11 protein-coding genes are annotated in these 14,770 nt (G+C 68.2%); 4 read left to right on the top strand and 7 right to left on the bottom strand.

All coding sequences use genetic code 11. The annotated features are described in order from the left end of the window. Window positions 1-96: 96 nt before the first annotated feature. The 4 genes from ACFVVI_RS16560 to ACFVVI_RS16545 form a co-directional block, all read right to left on the bottom strand. Window positions 97-813, bottom strand: coding sequence for a type 1 glutamine amidotransferase (locus tag ACFVVI_RS16560; RefSeq protein ID WP_378660960.1), 717 nt, complete (start codon window positions 811-813; stop codon window positions 97-99). Then, window positions 810-2,045, bottom strand: a complete 1,236-nt coding sequence (locus ACFVVI_RS16555) for a MurT ligase domain-containing protein (RefSeq protein WP_387445931.1) — start codon at window positions 2,043-2,045, stop codon at window positions 810-812. The genes ACFVVI_RS16560 and ACFVVI_RS16555 overlap by 4 nt, the downstream gene beginning before the upstream one ends. Before the next feature lie 62 nt (window positions 2,046-2,107). Next, a complete protein-coding gene (locus ACFVVI_RS16550; RefSeq protein WP_378994372.1) occupies window positions 2,108-3,862 on the bottom strand; it encodes an FAD-dependent oxidoreductase in 1,755 nt (584 codons plus the stop codon). 186 nt (window positions 3,863-4,048) lie between these two features. Next, window positions 4,049-4,975: an EamA family transporter gene (locus ACFVVI_RS16545; RefSeq protein WP_378994370.1), complete on the bottom strand. Its 927-nt coding sequence runs from the start codon at window positions 4,973-4,975 to the stop codon at window positions 4,049-4,051. Between the two features lie 71 nt (window positions 4,976-5,046). On the opposite strand from ACFVVI_RS16545, the gene ACFVVI_RS16540 reads away from it, so the two are divergent. Beyond that, window positions 5,047-5,946, top strand: a complete 900-nt coding sequence (locus tag ACFVVI_RS16540) for a LysR family transcriptional regulator (RefSeq protein ID WP_387445930.1) — start codon at window positions 5,047-5,049, stop codon at window positions 5,944-5,946. A 10-nt stretch (window positions 5,947-5,956) separates the two neighbouring features. Here ACFVVI_RS16540 and ACFVVI_RS16535 read toward each other — a convergent pair whose 3' ends face one another. Together ACFVVI_RS16535 and leuA are read right to left on the bottom strand one after the other, a co-directional pair. Next, window positions 5,957-7,687, bottom strand: a complete 1,731-nt coding sequence (locus ACFVVI_RS16535; protein ID WP_387445929.1) for an AAA family ATPase — start codon at window positions 7,685-7,687, stop codon at window positions 5,957-5,959. 314 nt (window positions 7,688-8,001) lie between these two features. After that, window positions 8,002-9,798, bottom strand: a complete 1,797-nt coding sequence (gene leuA, locus ACFVVI_RS16530) for a 2-isopropylmalate synthase (protein WP_387445928.1) — start codon at window positions 9,796-9,798, stop codon at window positions 8,002-8,004. Window positions 9,799-10,097: 299 nt separating this feature from the next. Here leuA and ACFVVI_RS16525 point away from each other — a divergent pair, with 299 nt between their 5' ends. The 3 genes from ACFVVI_RS16525 to ACFVVI_RS16515 all read left to right on the top strand — a co-directional run bounded on the left by ACFVVI_RS16525 (window position 10,098) and on the right by ACFVVI_RS16515 (window position 13,545). Beyond that, a complete protein-coding gene (locus ACFVVI_RS16525) occupies window positions 10,098-10,865 on the top strand; it encodes a sulfite exporter TauE/SafE family protein (protein ID WP_378994362.1) in 768 nt (255 codons plus the stop codon). Between the two features lie 118 nt (window positions 10,866-10,983). Then, window positions 10,984-12,594, top strand: coding sequence for a GMC oxidoreductase (locus ACFVVI_RS16520; protein WP_387445927.1), 1,611 nt, complete (start codon window positions 10,984-10,986; stop codon window positions 12,592-12,594). Between the two features lie 117 nt (window positions 12,595-12,711). Continuing rightward, complete coding sequence (locus ACFVVI_RS16515; RefSeq protein ID WP_378994358.1) at window positions 12,712-13,545, top strand: ion transporter; 834 nt, start codon at window positions 12,712-12,714, stop codon at window positions 13,543-13,545. Here the strand turns inward: ACFVVI_RS16515 and ACFVVI_RS16510 are convergent. Beyond that, on the bottom strand, window positions 13,532-14,734 hold the full coding sequence (locus ACFVVI_RS16510) for a low temperature requirement protein A (RefSeq protein ID WP_387445926.1): 1,203 nt from the start codon (window positions 14,732-14,734) through the stop codon (window positions 13,532-13,534). The two genes, ACFVVI_RS16515 and ACFVVI_RS16510, sit on opposite strands and share 14 nt — an antisense overlap. Between the last annotated feature and the right edge of the window lie 36 nt (window positions 14,735-14,770).

The following is a 14,770-nucleotide window of genomic DNA, read 5'->3' as shown; positions in this document are numbered from 1 at the left end:
TGCGAAGGGAGACGCTATCGGCGCAGGTAGCGATTACGGGAGGTTAAAAGTCGCGATGAGCGGAAGTCCGCGTGGCGGCGTCGATCCGCTGTCGGGTCAGGCGCGCAGGCGTTCCTTGCGGAGGCGATCGACCTCGGGAAGGTCGAGGGGAGCCAGGTCGGTGGCGGGGATACCGAGGGCCTTGGCGATGAGGAGGTCGGCCAGCTCGGGGTTGCGGGCGAGCGCGGGGCCGTGCAGGTAGGTGCCGAAGACCGAGCCCTGGACCACGCCCTCGGTGCCGTCGCCGACGCCGTTGCCGACACCTCGGGTCACGCGGGCCAGCGGGGTGGCATCGGAGCCGAGAGTCGTGCCGCCCCGGTGGTTCTCGAAGCCGGTGAGGGGCGCTTTCAGGCCGGGAACCAGCGGCGTGGTGGTGACCTCACCGATGGCGCGCACCTTCTGCGGCGAGGTGGTGACGTCGAAAAGGCTGACGCCGTCGACCTTTTCGCCCGCCGAGGTCTCGTACCAGTTGCCGAGCACCTGGATGGCGGCGCAGATGGCGAGCACCGGTGCGCCCTTGGCGGCGGCCTGCTGGAGGCCGGGGTACTTCTGCAGGTGGCGGGTGGCCAGGCGCTGCGCGGAGTCCTCGGCGCCGCCGAGGGTGTAGATGTCGAAGGAATCCGGGACGGGATCGGCGAGGGTGATGTCGATGATCTCGGCGTCGTAGCCCCGCATCCGCAGGCGCTGGCGCAGGACCAGGGCATTGCCGCCGTCGCCGTAGGTGCCCATCACGTCGGGCAGCACGAGGCCGATACGAAGGGTTGACTCGCTCACTTGCGGGCCTCCAGGTCACGGTTGAGATCGCGGAACGCGGTGTAGTTGGCCAGCACCTCGACATGTCCGGGGGGACAGGAGGCGATGGCGCGCACGGGATCCGGGACGAGCGTGTGCTCGACACCCGCGTAGGTGAGGCGCACGGCGAGATCGGTGGCGCGCTCGCCCGAGGCGACCACCTGCACGCCCTCGAAGTGCTCGAACCGCACGTCCCACAGCCACGACAGGTCCTCGCCGTCGGGCACCTGACCGTTCACCGCGATCACCAGACCGGCCGAGGCCGGGTCGATCATCGACAGCGCTTCCTGCCAGCCCGCGGGGTTCTTGGCCAGCAGCAACCGCGCGTCGTGGTCGCCGACGGTGACGGTGCGGTAGCGGCCCGCGATCTCGCGCACAGTGCCGGTGGCATCGGTGGCCTTCGCGGGCTCGGCGCCCATCGCGACCGCCGCGGCCACCGCCTGCGCGGCATTGCCGCGATTCGCGCGACCCGGCAGCGCCAGATGCAGTGGAGCGCGGAAACCGTCAGGGCCGCACAGGTCTTCGCCCTCGAGCCACCACACCGGCTGCGGGCGATGGAAATCGGCACCGGTCGAGCGCCAGTTCTCGCCCTCCCAGACGATCGGCTCGCCGCTGCGCGGACAACTCGTCGCGTCGACGGCCCAGCCGCTGCCCGCCGACACCCACACCACATTCGGGTGGTCGTAGGCGATGGAGGCCACCAGCACGTCGTCACAGTTGGCGATGACGACCGTGTCGGGATGACGCAGGAGCCCGGCACGCAGCTTGCGTTCGATCATGTTGATCTCGCCGACCCGGTCGAGCTGGTCGCGGCTGAGGTTGAGCAGTACCACGGCGGCCGGATCCAGCGCGTCGCTCACGTGCGGCAGGTGCAGCTCGTCGACCTCGATCGCGGCCAGCGCCACACCCGGGTGCAGGCTGAGCGCGGCCACGATGCCCGCGTCCATATTGGCGCCGTCGGCCTGGGTGGCGACGTCGCCGAGCGTGCCGAGCGCGGCGGTCGTCATCCGGGTGGTGGTCGACTTACCGTTCGTGCCGGTGATCAGCACCGTTCGCCGACCGCGCCCGAGCTGCGTCATGATCGACGGATCGATCTTCAACGCGATCAGGCCGCCGATCATCGAACCCTTGCCGCGACCCGCCTTCTGCGAAGCCCACGACGCTGCTGCCGCTGCTCGCAAGGCCAAGCGCCCACGCACCGAGATGTCTGCCACGCCGCGAGTCTATGTGCGCGCCGTCCGGGCGCGCGTGCGGGAGCGGTGTGAGCTTGTCCGGGTCAGGTCGGTTCGTCGAAAAGGTTGGGCATGCCCTTGGCGTAGCGGTCGGCGTCGATGATGCGCAGCGGCTCCAGTTCGGGGGTGCGGCGCAGCCGGAAACCACGGCAGCGCGGTGCCGGCGAGCCCGCCACGTCGAGCAGCGCGTTCACCGCCGCACGGGCCGACTCGTTGGCGCCCTCCATGGTCGCCAGGTCCACATCGGTGCGCACGTAGTCACCGGCGAGGAAGAGATTCTCGATCGACCCGTGCGCCTCGGGGCGGGCATCCCACGAGCCGGCGGTATTGATGAGCAACGGGTCGGCATTCGCGTTGTGACTGCCCTGCCAGGTGATTCCCGGATCGAGAAACCAGGAATGCACATCGGCGGGCCGGAGCAATTGTTCACGATCGTTGAGATGGCTGCTCAACTGTGCCCAGACTTCGCGGAAGATCTCCTCGTGGGTGCACGCGGTGGCGGGTTTGCCGTACAGCATTCCCGGCGAATTCCAGTCGGAGATATCGATCGAAAGGCAATCGGCCACCGTGCCGTCGCCGAAGGACGGCAGTTTGTCGGTCCACAACTGATTCTGGCTGATCGAGGTGAGTGACCACGGTGAATCGACATAGGCCGTGTGTCCGCGCGAAATATGCAGGGGCGCACGGAAATAGATCTGTATTCCGTTCATCCAGTCGACGAAGAGCCGCTCCGTCGCGGCGAGTTCGGGCGCCACGGCGAGTACCTGCGACGACCACAGTTTTCTCGCGTGTTCCACCGGCAGCGCCACCACGAAATAGTCGGCGTCGACGGTGCGCGCGCCCGTGGCGTCGGTGATCCGGGCCGCCCGGATCCGCCGGTCGCGCACCTCGAGTTCGCTGACCCGCGCGCCGAGTTCGAAACGCACGCCCAGCTCACGCAGGTGCCGCACCCACGGATCGATCCAGGCGGCGTTGGTCGTGTTGTTGAGCACGCGGTCGAGGCCGCCGTCGTTGCCGAGGCCGAGCGGGTTGCCGAGGAACTGTTCGCCCATGCTGCCGATGGTGCGAGTGCTGGCCAGGTTCTCCTTGGCGGCGACCATGATCGATGTCAGCGACCGGGACACGACCGCGCGGAACTCGTGCGACCGTTCGTGCCCGTGCACGAAGTCGTACCAGGAGGTGTGCTCCCACTGGCCGAAACGGCGGGCATCGCAGCTGGTGTTGAACACCATCAGCCGATTGGCGAAGAACAGGCCTTCCGCCGCCGACATCTTGGCGGTCGTGGCGATGGTGCCGGCCAGGGTTTCGCGGATCGAGTCCGGCGTCGCCTGCGCGGCGGTGAAGCTGTCGGGCAGGGCAAGGGTGATGTCGTCGCTGTCACGGCGGGAGAACCGGGCCTCCGGCACGGCGATGAGGTTGTTCCACACGCCGTCGGGATTGCCCGGATGCGGAATGCGGCGCATCGTGTCGGGCAGGTTCTGATAGAAGCCGGGGAAGAAACGGAACCCGTGCTCGCCGGGCAGATCGGGTCTGCCGTCGCGGCCGGTACCCGGCACCCCCACGCTGCGGGCCTTGCCACCCAGCGCGCGTGCCTCGTACACGGTGACCTCGAACCCGCGCTCGGCCAGTTCGTGCGCGGCCGTGAGCCCGGCGACACCGCCGCCCAGAACCGCTACCCGGCGCCCCGGCGGCGCGGCGAATCCCGGCGCTCCCGCCACGGCCCCCGCCGCTATCACCCCCGCTGCGACCGTGCCACGAAGAAGGTTCCTTCGCGAAACGGGCCACCGCTGTTCCGCCATACGCTGTTCAGCTGCCTTGCTCGAGTATTGCCTGGGATTTGCTACCACTCTAGAGCGCGGCGAAGACCTGGCTGTATCGACCTGTGCGTCGTTCGCGAGCTCAAAACCGACCGGTCGCACGGAAACACATCGGGCGACCGGTCACATGCTAGCCAGAGCTCGAGCGGTCGTGGGCTGAATTCGGGTTCAGGCTCGGGCCAATTCCGGGGTGGGGGCGGGCGATGGCGCCTTCGGAAGGCCCAGGCCGGTGGTTGCCGCGAAGGCGCCCGCGATCACGATCGCCCCGCCGATCAGCGCGGCCACCGACGGCTGTTCGTCGAGGACCACCCACGCCGCCGCGATGCCGACGACCGGCACGAGCAGCGACAACGGCGCCACGGTGCCCGCCGGATAGCGGCTCATCAGATAGGTCCACAGGCCCGAACCGCACACGGTCGCGAGGACGGCGATGTAGGCGACGGCGCCGAGTGCGGGCAGGCCGTCGGCGGAGAACGCGGCGCCGACCGCGCGGAAACCGGTGCCAGGCCCCTCGACAGCCATCGACAGCGCCAGCATCGGCACGACGGGAACCACCGACATCCACAGCGTCAGGTGCAGGGGGTTGTAGCCGGGGGAGTCGGCACCGGCCTGACGGGCGCCGATATTGCCGAACGCCCAGCCCAGGCCGCCCGCCAACGTCAGCAGGACCGGCAGCAGGGTGGCGTTGGCCAAGCGGTCGGCGCCGATGATGACCATGCCGAACACGGCCACCGCGAGTCCGGCGACCTGCACCGGCCGCAAGCGCTCGCGCAACAGCACCGCGCCCAGCATCACCGTGAACGGCGCCGAGGACTGCAGTACCAGTGAGGCGAGGCCGGTCGGCATGCCGGTGCGCATCGCCGTGAACAGGAACGCGAACTGCAGAATGCCGAAGCCGGTGCCGTAGAGCAGCAGCCAGCGGGTGCGCACGGCCGGACGTGGAATGAAGATCAGCACGGGGATCGCGATGACGGCGAAGCGCAGCGCGACGAAGAAAAAGGGCGGGAAGTGGTCGAGGCCGATGCGGATGGCCAGGAAGTTCAGGCCCCAGAGCACAACGACGGTCAGTCCGAGCAGGCGATCACGGGAGGTCACGCCCTTATCGTGCGGGCCGCTAAAGATCAGCACAATCGAATAAATGTGGATAGATAACGTAGTTTTACTTCATGTTCTCGATCGAGCGACTGCGCATTCTGCGCGAGCTGGCCGACCGCGGCACGGTCGCCGCCGTCGCCGAGGTGCTGTCGATGACCCCGTCGGCGGTCTCGCAGCAGTTGAAGGTGCTGGCCAGAGAGGCCGGGGTCGCGCTGCTCGAACCGGACGGACGCCGGGTGCGGCTCACCGACGCGGGGCAGGCGCTGGTGCTCCGGGCCGACGACGTGCTCGCCGCGATGGACCGGGCCACCGCCGAGATGGCCCACTACCGGGGCTCACCGCGGGGTCAGGTGCGGGTGGCGTTGTTCCCGTCCGGTGCGGCACTGCTGTTGCCGCTCGTGCTCGCCACGCTGGCCACCAGCGGGGTCGAACTGGTCGCGGGCGACGAGGACCTCCCGCCGAGTGAGGCGTCGAAACTGCTGGCCGACTACGACATCGTGCTCACCCATCGCGACGAACGCGCGCCGTCGCTGGCCGGGCCCAGATTGTCGGCGCGGGTGCTGATGCGTGAGCCCATCGATGTCGTTGTCGCACCGGATCATCCGCTGGCCGGGCGTTCGTCGGTGCGCCCGGAAGAACTCGCCGAGGAGACCTGGGTGAGCGTGCGCGGCGGGTTCCCGGTCGACGACGTGCTCGAGTCCATCGCCACCGTCACCGGGGTACGGCCACGGATCGCGCAGCGGCTCAACGAGTTCCGGGTGATCGAAACGCTCGTGGTCTCCGGCTACGGCGTCGCGCTGATGCCGCGCTACGCCGTAGCCCACCCCGACTTGTCGGTGCTACCGCTGGCCGGAGTCCGCGCGGCTAGGGTCTACGAGATCATCACCCGCCCGCAGGCGCACCGCAGCCCCGCCATCGCGACGGTGCTCGACGCGTTCGAGGCCGCGGCGCGCGAGGTGATCGCGCGCTGACGGTGCTACCTCAGAACTGACCCGGCTGGTACTGCTGACCCGGGTAGGGCTGGCCCGGCTGATACGGCTGCTGCTGCTGCTGACCGTGGTAGCTGAAGTCGTCGGCGACCATCGCGGCCAGTTCGAGCAGGGCCCGCCTGGTCGGCTTGCTGACCAGTTCGAGGTCGATCTCGGCGCCCTCGGCCAGGTGATCGTCGAACGGGACGATCTGCACGGCGCGGGTGCGGTCGAGGAACAGCTTGCGCAGCTGATCCAGGTCGACCGTGGAAGCGCCACGGCGAGAAGCGTTCACGACGACGACGGTGCGTTCGACCAGCTTGGAGTAGCCGTGGTGATCGAGCCAGTCCAGCGTCGCCGACGCGCTGCGCGCACCGTCGATCGCGGGGGAGGTGACCAGCACCAGCGAGCTCGCCATGTCCAGCACGCCCGACATCGCCGAGTGCATCAGGCCGGTGCCGCAGTCGGTGAGGATGATGTTGTAGAACGACTGCAGGATGCCGATGGCCTTGCGGTAGTCGGCCTCGCTGAAGGCCTCCGACACGGCCGGATCCTGTTCGGAGGCAAGCACTTCCAGTCGGCTCGGGGCCTGCGAGGTGTGTGCGCGGACATCCGAGTAGCGGGTGATCTGCTGGTCTTCGAGCAGATTGCGCACCGTCGAACGGGTCTGGCGCGGTACCCGGTGGGCGAGCGTGCCCAGGTCGGGGTTGGCATCGATGGCGATGACGCGGTCACCACGCTGGGACGCGAAGGTGGAGCCGAGACCGACCGTGGTGGTGGTCTTGCCGACACCGCCCTTGAGCGAGAGGATCGCGATCCGGTAGTCGCCGCGCACGGGCTGGTTGACCCGTTCGCCGAGATCGCGGTAGACGACATCCGCCGCCGACTCACCCGGATTGATCACACCGCCGGACACCTTGTGCACAGCCTTGCGCCACCCGCTGCGCGGCGACTTCCGCGCGCGCTTGAGCAGGTTCAGGTCGTTGACCGAATGGCCGGGCTGGCCCGGTGCCTGCATGTGCTGCGGCTGGAACGGCTGCTGCTGCTGGGGAGCCGGGCCGCCGCCCCACTGCTGACCCGGCGGGGGACCAGGCTGGCCGAGCTGGCCGGGGAACTGCCCGTGCTGACCGGGGAACTGTCCCTGATCGGGATGCTGGCCGGGAAACTGCCCCGGCTGTTCCGGCTGCTGACCGGGCGGCATCCCACCCTGCATCGGCTGCTGGTACATCGGCGGCGGCGGAGGCGCCCAGCTGTAGATGGGCTCGGACTGCGGGCCCTGCTCCTGGGCGGGGAACTGCTGCTGCTGTTCGGGACTGGGGTACGGCTGACCCTCCGCGCCGGGGTACTGCGGCGGCACGCCGGGCTGCGGCTGCTCGCCCGTCGCGTGCGGACCGGGGTAAGGCTGTTCGGCGCTCGGCTGACCAGGAAGCCACGGCTGCTCGCCCGGCTGACCCGGCCACGGCTGCTGCTCGGGGCCGTTCACCGGCGGCTGCCCGCCGTTGTTCTGGTACGGATCCGGCACCGAGTACGGCGCGCCCTGCGCGAACTGGCCCGGCGGCGCGAAACCGGCGGGCTGGTACACGGTCTGGTCGGCGAGGCCGGCCGCGCCGGGCTCGGCGACGGGCTGGTCACCGGTCGACGGCTCGACGGCGTCACCGGTCGGCTCGGCAGCGGTGTCGGCGGGCTCGATGTCGTCCTCGGTCGCAATCTGCACACCGGAGGGACCGGACGCAGCTTCGGACACGTCAGCCGACGGACTCTGCAGCCACGGCGGCGAGGTCGGATTATGGTCGTTGTTGGTCACAGTTCCCCCACTTGCTCGCTGAACGAGCAGGAAAGCTCGGCGCTGAATATGCCCTAAAACGCTAACACGGAGGCAATTTTCGCGCGTCGGGGGCAGTAACTCCCATGCCCCAGAGCGAATTCGAATGCTCCCAGCTCAACCGGTATATCCGGAACGAGGCCGACCGGGCGAACCGAAGTTGTCCACAGGCCCGAGAATCTATCCACAGGCGCAAAAGCGGCCGGGACCTCAGGTCCCGGCCGCCATAGAGCGAGCTACTGCGCCGCGCGGTTCACGGCCGAGACGACGGCTCGCAGCGAGGCGGTGGTGATCGAGGTGGCGATGCCGACGCCCCAGACGACCTTGTCGCCGATGGCTACCTCGACGTAAGCCGCGGCCTGGGCGTCGTCGCCCGCGGACATGGCGTGCTCGCTGTAGTCCAGGACGCGGACCTCGAAGCCCACGGTCGCGATCGCGTCGACGAACGCCGCCAGCGGGCCGTTGCCGGAACCGCTGATCTCCTGCTCGACGCCGTCGACCTTCACGGTGGCCACGATCGAGTCGACGCCGCCGTCGGTCTCGGCCGCGGTGACCTTCTGCTTGATCCGCTCGAGCGGCAGGATCGGGTTCAGGTACTCGGTGGCGAAGACGTCCCACATCTCCTTGGGCGTCACCTCGCCGCCCTCACCGTCGGTGATCGCCTGGATCGCCTGCGAGAACTCGATCTGCAGGCGACGCGGCAGCACCAGACCGTGATCGGTCTTCATGATGTAGGCCACGCCGCCCTTGCCCGACTGCGAGTTCACCCGGATGACGGCCTCGTAGGTGCGGCCGACATCCTTCGGGTCGATCGGCAGGTACGGGACCTCCCAGACGATGTCGGCCACATCGGCGCCCTGGGCGTCGGCGGCGGCCTTCATCGCGTCCAGGCCCTTGTTGATCGCGTCCTGGTGGCTGCCGGAGAAGGCGGTGTAGACCAGATCGCCGCCGTAGGGGTGACGCTCGGCGACGGCCAGCTGGTTGCAGTACTCCACCGTGCGACGGACCTCGTCGATATCGGAGAAGTTGATCTGCGGGTCGATGCCGCGCGAGAACATGTTCATGCCCAGGGTGACCAGGCAGACGTTGCCGGTGCGCTCACCGTTGCCGAACAGGCAGCCCTCGATGCGGTCGGCGCCGGCCTGGTAACCCAGCTCGGCGGCCGCGACGGCGGTGCCACGGTCGTTGTGCGGGTGCAGCGACAGCACGATCGAGTCGCGGCGGGCCAGGTTGCGGTGCATCCACTCGATCGAGTCGGCGTACACGTTCGGCGTGGCCATCTCGACGGTCGCGGGCAGGTTGATGATCAGCGGCTTGGCCGGGGTCGGCGCGATGATCTCGGAGACCGCGTCGCAGACCTCGCGGGCGTAGTCGAGCTCGGTGCCGGTGTAGGACTCCGGGCTGTACTCGTAGCGCCACTCGGTGTCGGGGTAGCGCTTCTCGATCTCCAGGCACAGCGACGCCGCGTCGGTGGCGATCTTCTTCACCGCGTCGCGCTCGGCGCGGAAGACCACGCGACGCTGCAGGATCGAGGTGGAGTTGTAGAAGTGCACGATCACGTTCGGTGCGCCCGCGCAGGCCTGGAAGGTGCGCTCGATCAGCTCGGGGCGGCACTGGGTGAGGACCTGGATGGTGACGTCGGCGGGGACCGCGCCGTCTTCGATGATCTCGCGGACGAAATCGAAGTCGGTCTGGCTCGCGGCCGGGAAACCGACCTCGATCTCCTTGTAGCCCATCCGCACCAGCAGGTCGAACATGCGGCGCTTGCGGGCCGGGCTCATCGGGTCGATCAGGGCCTGGTTGCCGTCGCGCAGGTCGACGGCGCACCACGCGGGGGCGCGATCGATGATCTTGTCCGGCCAGGTGCGGTCGGGCACCGTGATCGGCTCGACCTCTTCGGCGAAGGGGCGATACCGGAACGACGGCATCGAGGAGTTCTTCTGGGTGTTCCAGGCGGGCTGGTCGGCCGGTGCGGGTTTGCCGGGGGCCGAAATGGTGCGCGAAGCGGATACGAATGCGTCAGCCGAGGACATGCAAGTTTCTCCGTGGGTGTGATGGATTCCCGTGAATGGGAGCGGGTCGACCGGCGCGTTGGAACCCCGCGACGGGAGCCGGTCCGTATCAGGACCCGTCGCGGCGGCCGAGAAGAAGAGCCCGCTGCAGCATGATCCTCCGAGCTTACCGCGTGCCCACCCTTGCTCGTAAGCGACCCGGGCCAATTAGGTGAACCGAGTCCGCTGGCTTTCGCTCACCGGTTGACCAGTACGGTTTCCCCCATAACGCACGCTTGTACGGACCTTCGCGTCCGACGAGACGTACCAAAGGAATTCGCATGACTTGGTTACAACAGGTGGCCATCTTCGCCGCGGGCATCGCGGCGGGTGGCATCAATACGATCGTCGGATCGGGCACGCTGATCACCTTTCCCACGCTGCTCGCGTTCGGGTTGCCGCCGGTGACAGCGAATGTGTCGAACACGATCGGTCTCGTCCCCGGCTCGGTGAGCGGGGTGATCGGCTATCGGCGGGAACTGGAGGGACAGCGGTCCCGACTGCTGCAGCTGGGCACCGCGTCGCTGCTGGGCGGCATCACCGGCGCGATCCTGCTGCTGACGATGCCCGCGGAGGCGTTCAAGGCGATCGTCCCCGTCCTCATCATCGTGGCGCTGATCCTGGTCGTCGTGCAGCCGCGACTGGCCGCGTGGGTGAAGCAGCGCAGGGCGAACGGTGCGTCGGCGGCGCCGGAACACGGCGGCCCGATTCTGCTGGTCGCGGTCTTCGCCACCGGCATCTACGGCGGCTACTTCGGGGCCGCCCAGGGTGTGCTGCTGATCGGTCTGCTCGGGGTGTTCGTGCACGAGGACATCCAGCGGCTCAACGGCGTGAAGAACGTGCTCGCGCTGATCGTCAACGGGGTGTCGGCGGTGATCTTCATCGCGATCGCGGAGGTGGACTGGCAGGTGGTCGCGTTGATCGCGGTCGGCTCGATCATCGGCGGGCAGCTCGGCGCGAAGGTCGGGCGGAAGTTACCGCCGAATGCGCTCAGAGGGGTGATCGTGGTTGTCGGCACGATCGCGGTGATCCGCCTGCTCACCAGCTGAGGTCCCACCCCGCACCACGCGTCGCCATGACATGTGACAAATACCCGTACGACCGGGCGATTGTCCGGTTTGCAAGGTATTCTTCGCGTCGGCCATGCGTGATGAGGGAGGTGGCCTGGTGCACAGACGTGCCTTTTTCAAGGCGGCGGGACTGGCGGCTGTTGCCGGTGCTGTGGGAACGACGCTGGCGAGCGTGCCCGCTTCGGCGGATCCGCGCGAGGCGATGTTCCAGTCCTGGGTGCCGGAGATCTTCGCGCCGATTCCGGACGCACCCGCCCACACGCAGGCCATCGTCATCGGATCCGGCTTCGGCGCCGCCGTGACGGCGCTGCGCCTGGCCGAGGCCGGGATCGCCAACACCGTGCTCGAGCGCGGTTCACACTGGCCCAACGACCCGTGGCGTGAGATCTTCACCGGCGACGATCTGCCCGACGGCCGCGGGTTCTGGCATCGCACCAGCTTCACCGGCGTCACCAAGGTGCCGATGAGTTTCAGCGCGTTCGGCGGGGTGCTGGATGTGACCGAATATTCCGGGCTCGACGTGTGGCGCGCCGCCGCGGTCGGTGGCGGTTCGGTGATCTTCAGCGGAGCGATGGTGGCTCCGCAACGCACACTGTTCGACCAGGTCTTCGGTGGCGTCGTCGATTACGGCGAGCTGGAAAGCGTCTACTACCCGCGGGTGCGCCAGATGCTGCGGCTCGACACGATGCCGGCCGACATCTACAACTCCTCGCCGTTCGCGCACTCGCGCGCCTGGGACGACCAGGTGCGCGCGGCCGGATACCAGCCGCTGCCCAACGACTCGATCTTCACCTGGGACGTGCTGCGCAGCGAGCTCGCGGGCACCTCCCGTGCCTCCGCCACCACGGCCCGCTCGAACCTCGGCAACTCCAACGGCGCCAAGTTCGACCTCAACCAGAACTACCTGCGCTACGCCCGCGAGACCGGCAAGTCCCAGGTGTTCCCCGGCCACCGCGTCGACGCCATCGCCCAGGAGGCGAGCGGCCGGTTCGTGGTGGCCGTATCGAAACTGGCTCCGACCGGTCAGGTGCTGAGCACCCGCAACCTGACGTGCGACAAGCTGTTCCTCGGCGCGGGCTCCATCGGTACTTCGGAGCTGCTGGTCCGCGCCCAGGCCACCGGCACGCTGCCCAACCTGAACGAGCACATCGGCGACGGCTTCGGCACCAACGGTGACGTGGTGCTGGCCCGCGGCGCGAGCGCTATCGCGGGCCAGGGCCAAGGTGTGCCGAGCGCCAGCCGGATCCACGACGAATCCAACGTGCCCCTCACCCTGGAGAACTGGTACATCCCCGGTATCCCGTTCGAGACCGGCGCGCTGGCCTCGCTCGGCATGGTCCTCGACCCGACCCGTGCCCGTTTCGGCTATCACACGGCGTCTGGCGGCGTCGGCCTGAACTGGTCGGCGGCCACGCAGCACGCGGTCGCCGCGGCGGCTCGCGTGGTCGACCACCGGATCGCCGAGCGCGCGGGCGCGGTCGCCGAGTACGGCGCGCTCGGCTACGACGCCAACGCCCAGTTCACCGCGCACCCGCTCGGCGGCGCGGTCCTCGGCAAAGCCACCGACGCCTTCGGCCGCGTCCACGGACACTCCGGCCTCTATGTGATGGACGGTGCCGCGATTCCCGGCAGCACCGCGACGGTCAACCCGTCCCTGACCATCACCGCACTGGCGGAACGCAACATCGAGGCCGTCCTGCGCGGCTGAACACGCCACCGACCGGCGTCGGCAACTCCCCTCGCGGCGTCGGTCGACCAATTAGCGTGGGCAGCGATGTCAAGGCCGACCTACGCGGCGCCGACCGCCAGATATTCAGGAGCAACAGTGGCTTCACCGGGGATCGAACGGGTCGAGGCCCTGCCGGACGTGCGCTCGAAAACGCCGACCTTGCGTACCGACATCCTCATGCTGATCCTCGCGATCATCTCGGTGGTGCTGGTCGTGTGGATCACCTTCTTCGAGGTCAGCGGCCCGACGTACCACGCGATCGTCATCGTCGACACGTCGATCTGCGCGATCTTCCTCGTCGAGTTCATCTGGCGCTGGCGGCGGGCGGGGTGGCCGTGGTCGTTCCCGTTCATCTACTGGTACGAAGTGCTCGGCATGATCCCGGTGACCAGCCCGCTGTTCCGCAGTTTCCGGCTGCTGCGCATCGTGGTGATCTTGATCCGGCTGGGCCGGGTAGCCGACCGGGCGCTGGGGGAGCGGGTCACCGCGACGATCGTCAACCGGTTCGTCGGCACGATCGTCGACGTGATCAAGCGTCCGATGACGATCGCGATCCTCGACGAGGTCTCCAAGGTCCTGCGCGCGGGCCACTACACCCAGAACATCGCCGCCGCGCTGGAGGAGAACCACGCCGAGGTCGACCAGCTGATCATGGACCTGATCAAGAACGATCCGCAGACCGGCAAACTGCGCTACGTCCCGTTCCACGACGACATCATCCGGCTCGTCGCCGACACGGTCTACCGGATGCTGCGCCAGCTGCTCGACGACCCGCGCACCGACGAACTGGTCGCGGACATGCTGCGGGAGAACCTCGACCAGATCAACGACGCGGTGCGTGCCGGGGTGCGGGTCCCGCCCTCACACCGAGGGGCGACGCCCGCCGAGCACGGCGTGCGCCACCACCTCGGTCAGGTCAAGCGTGCCTGATCTGGTCGCGCGGCTGGGCGAAGCGCAGGGTCTCGAAGATCACCAGCACGGACAGCAGCGCGCACAGCAGGGTGAGCGAGGCGAGCGCGGGCAGGTGCGCGGCGAACGGGATGAGCGCGAACAGCAACGCGGCTACCACCAGGCGTTCGGTCGACAATGACTTGGTCGCATAGTATTTCGCGAACGTGATGCCGAGCAGGAACAGCGCGGGGCCACCGTAGAGCGCACCGAGCGGGATGCCGTACAGCGGATCGGTGAGCGTGTGATGCGAGGAATCGCCGACGTAGTACAGCACCTTCTTCAAGCCGAGCGAGAGCCCGATGATGCCGACGATCATCGGGAAATGCCCGTACATGTAGGTGTTCTGGGCGATCTTGATCTGTCGCGCGTCCTTGGCATGGGCGAACGCGTGCTCGATCGAGATCGCGGCGACATCGAAGTACAGCCACCACAGCAGGCCGGATATGGCCAAGCCGAGCATCGAACCGAGCGTGATCGGCCACGAAATGGGCAGTCCGGCCACTCCGATGCCGATCGAGACGATGGATTCGCCCAGCGCCACGATGATGATGAGCCCGTAGCGTTCGGAGTAGTGCTTGGCCGAGTTGAGGCGCCAGTCGGTGCCCGCCGCCCAGGTCCAGACCATGTCCCCGACGATCGCGGCGAGCCACAGCAGGATCTGGGTGAGACCTGTCCTCATCGCGGCGACGACCAGCAGTGTCGTTCCGACGGTGACCGAGCCGACCGCCCAGCGCAGCAACTGCCTGCGCAGCTGGGCATCCCCGGCGCTGATCGTCCAGAACACCACCACGTGCACCAGTCGCACGACCAGATAGGCCACCGCGAACACCAGCGGACCGAACCAGCCACCGGCCAGATCGCTGAAGGCCTCGGGAATGGTGAGCGCGGCCAGGAACGCACCGCCCATCGCGACGAACATCGCGACCCGCGTGATGCCCTCGTCGGCACGCACCACATTGCCCAGCCACGAATACGCGATCCACAGCCACCACATCAGGGCCAGTACCAGCGTCGCACGCAGCATGTTCGCCGCGGTGGTGTCGTCGGCGGCCAGTGCGGTGACCATGGTGAACGCGAAGACGATCACCAGGTCGAAGAACAGCTCGAGCTGGGTCACCGAGTTCTCTTCGGTGACGGGCTGGAACCGGACCCGTCGATTTCCGATCATGGGGTCAATATTCGCACCCCGGGTCGCGATTCGCGG

Source organism: Nocardia sp. NPDC058114 (assembly GCF_042884695.1).
GTDB lineage: Bacteria > Actinomycetota > Actinomycetes > Mycobacteriales > Mycobacteriaceae > Nocardia.
The sequence above is the reverse complement of the archived record's forward strand: the minus strand, read 5'-3'. Positions and strand labels throughout refer to the sequence as shown.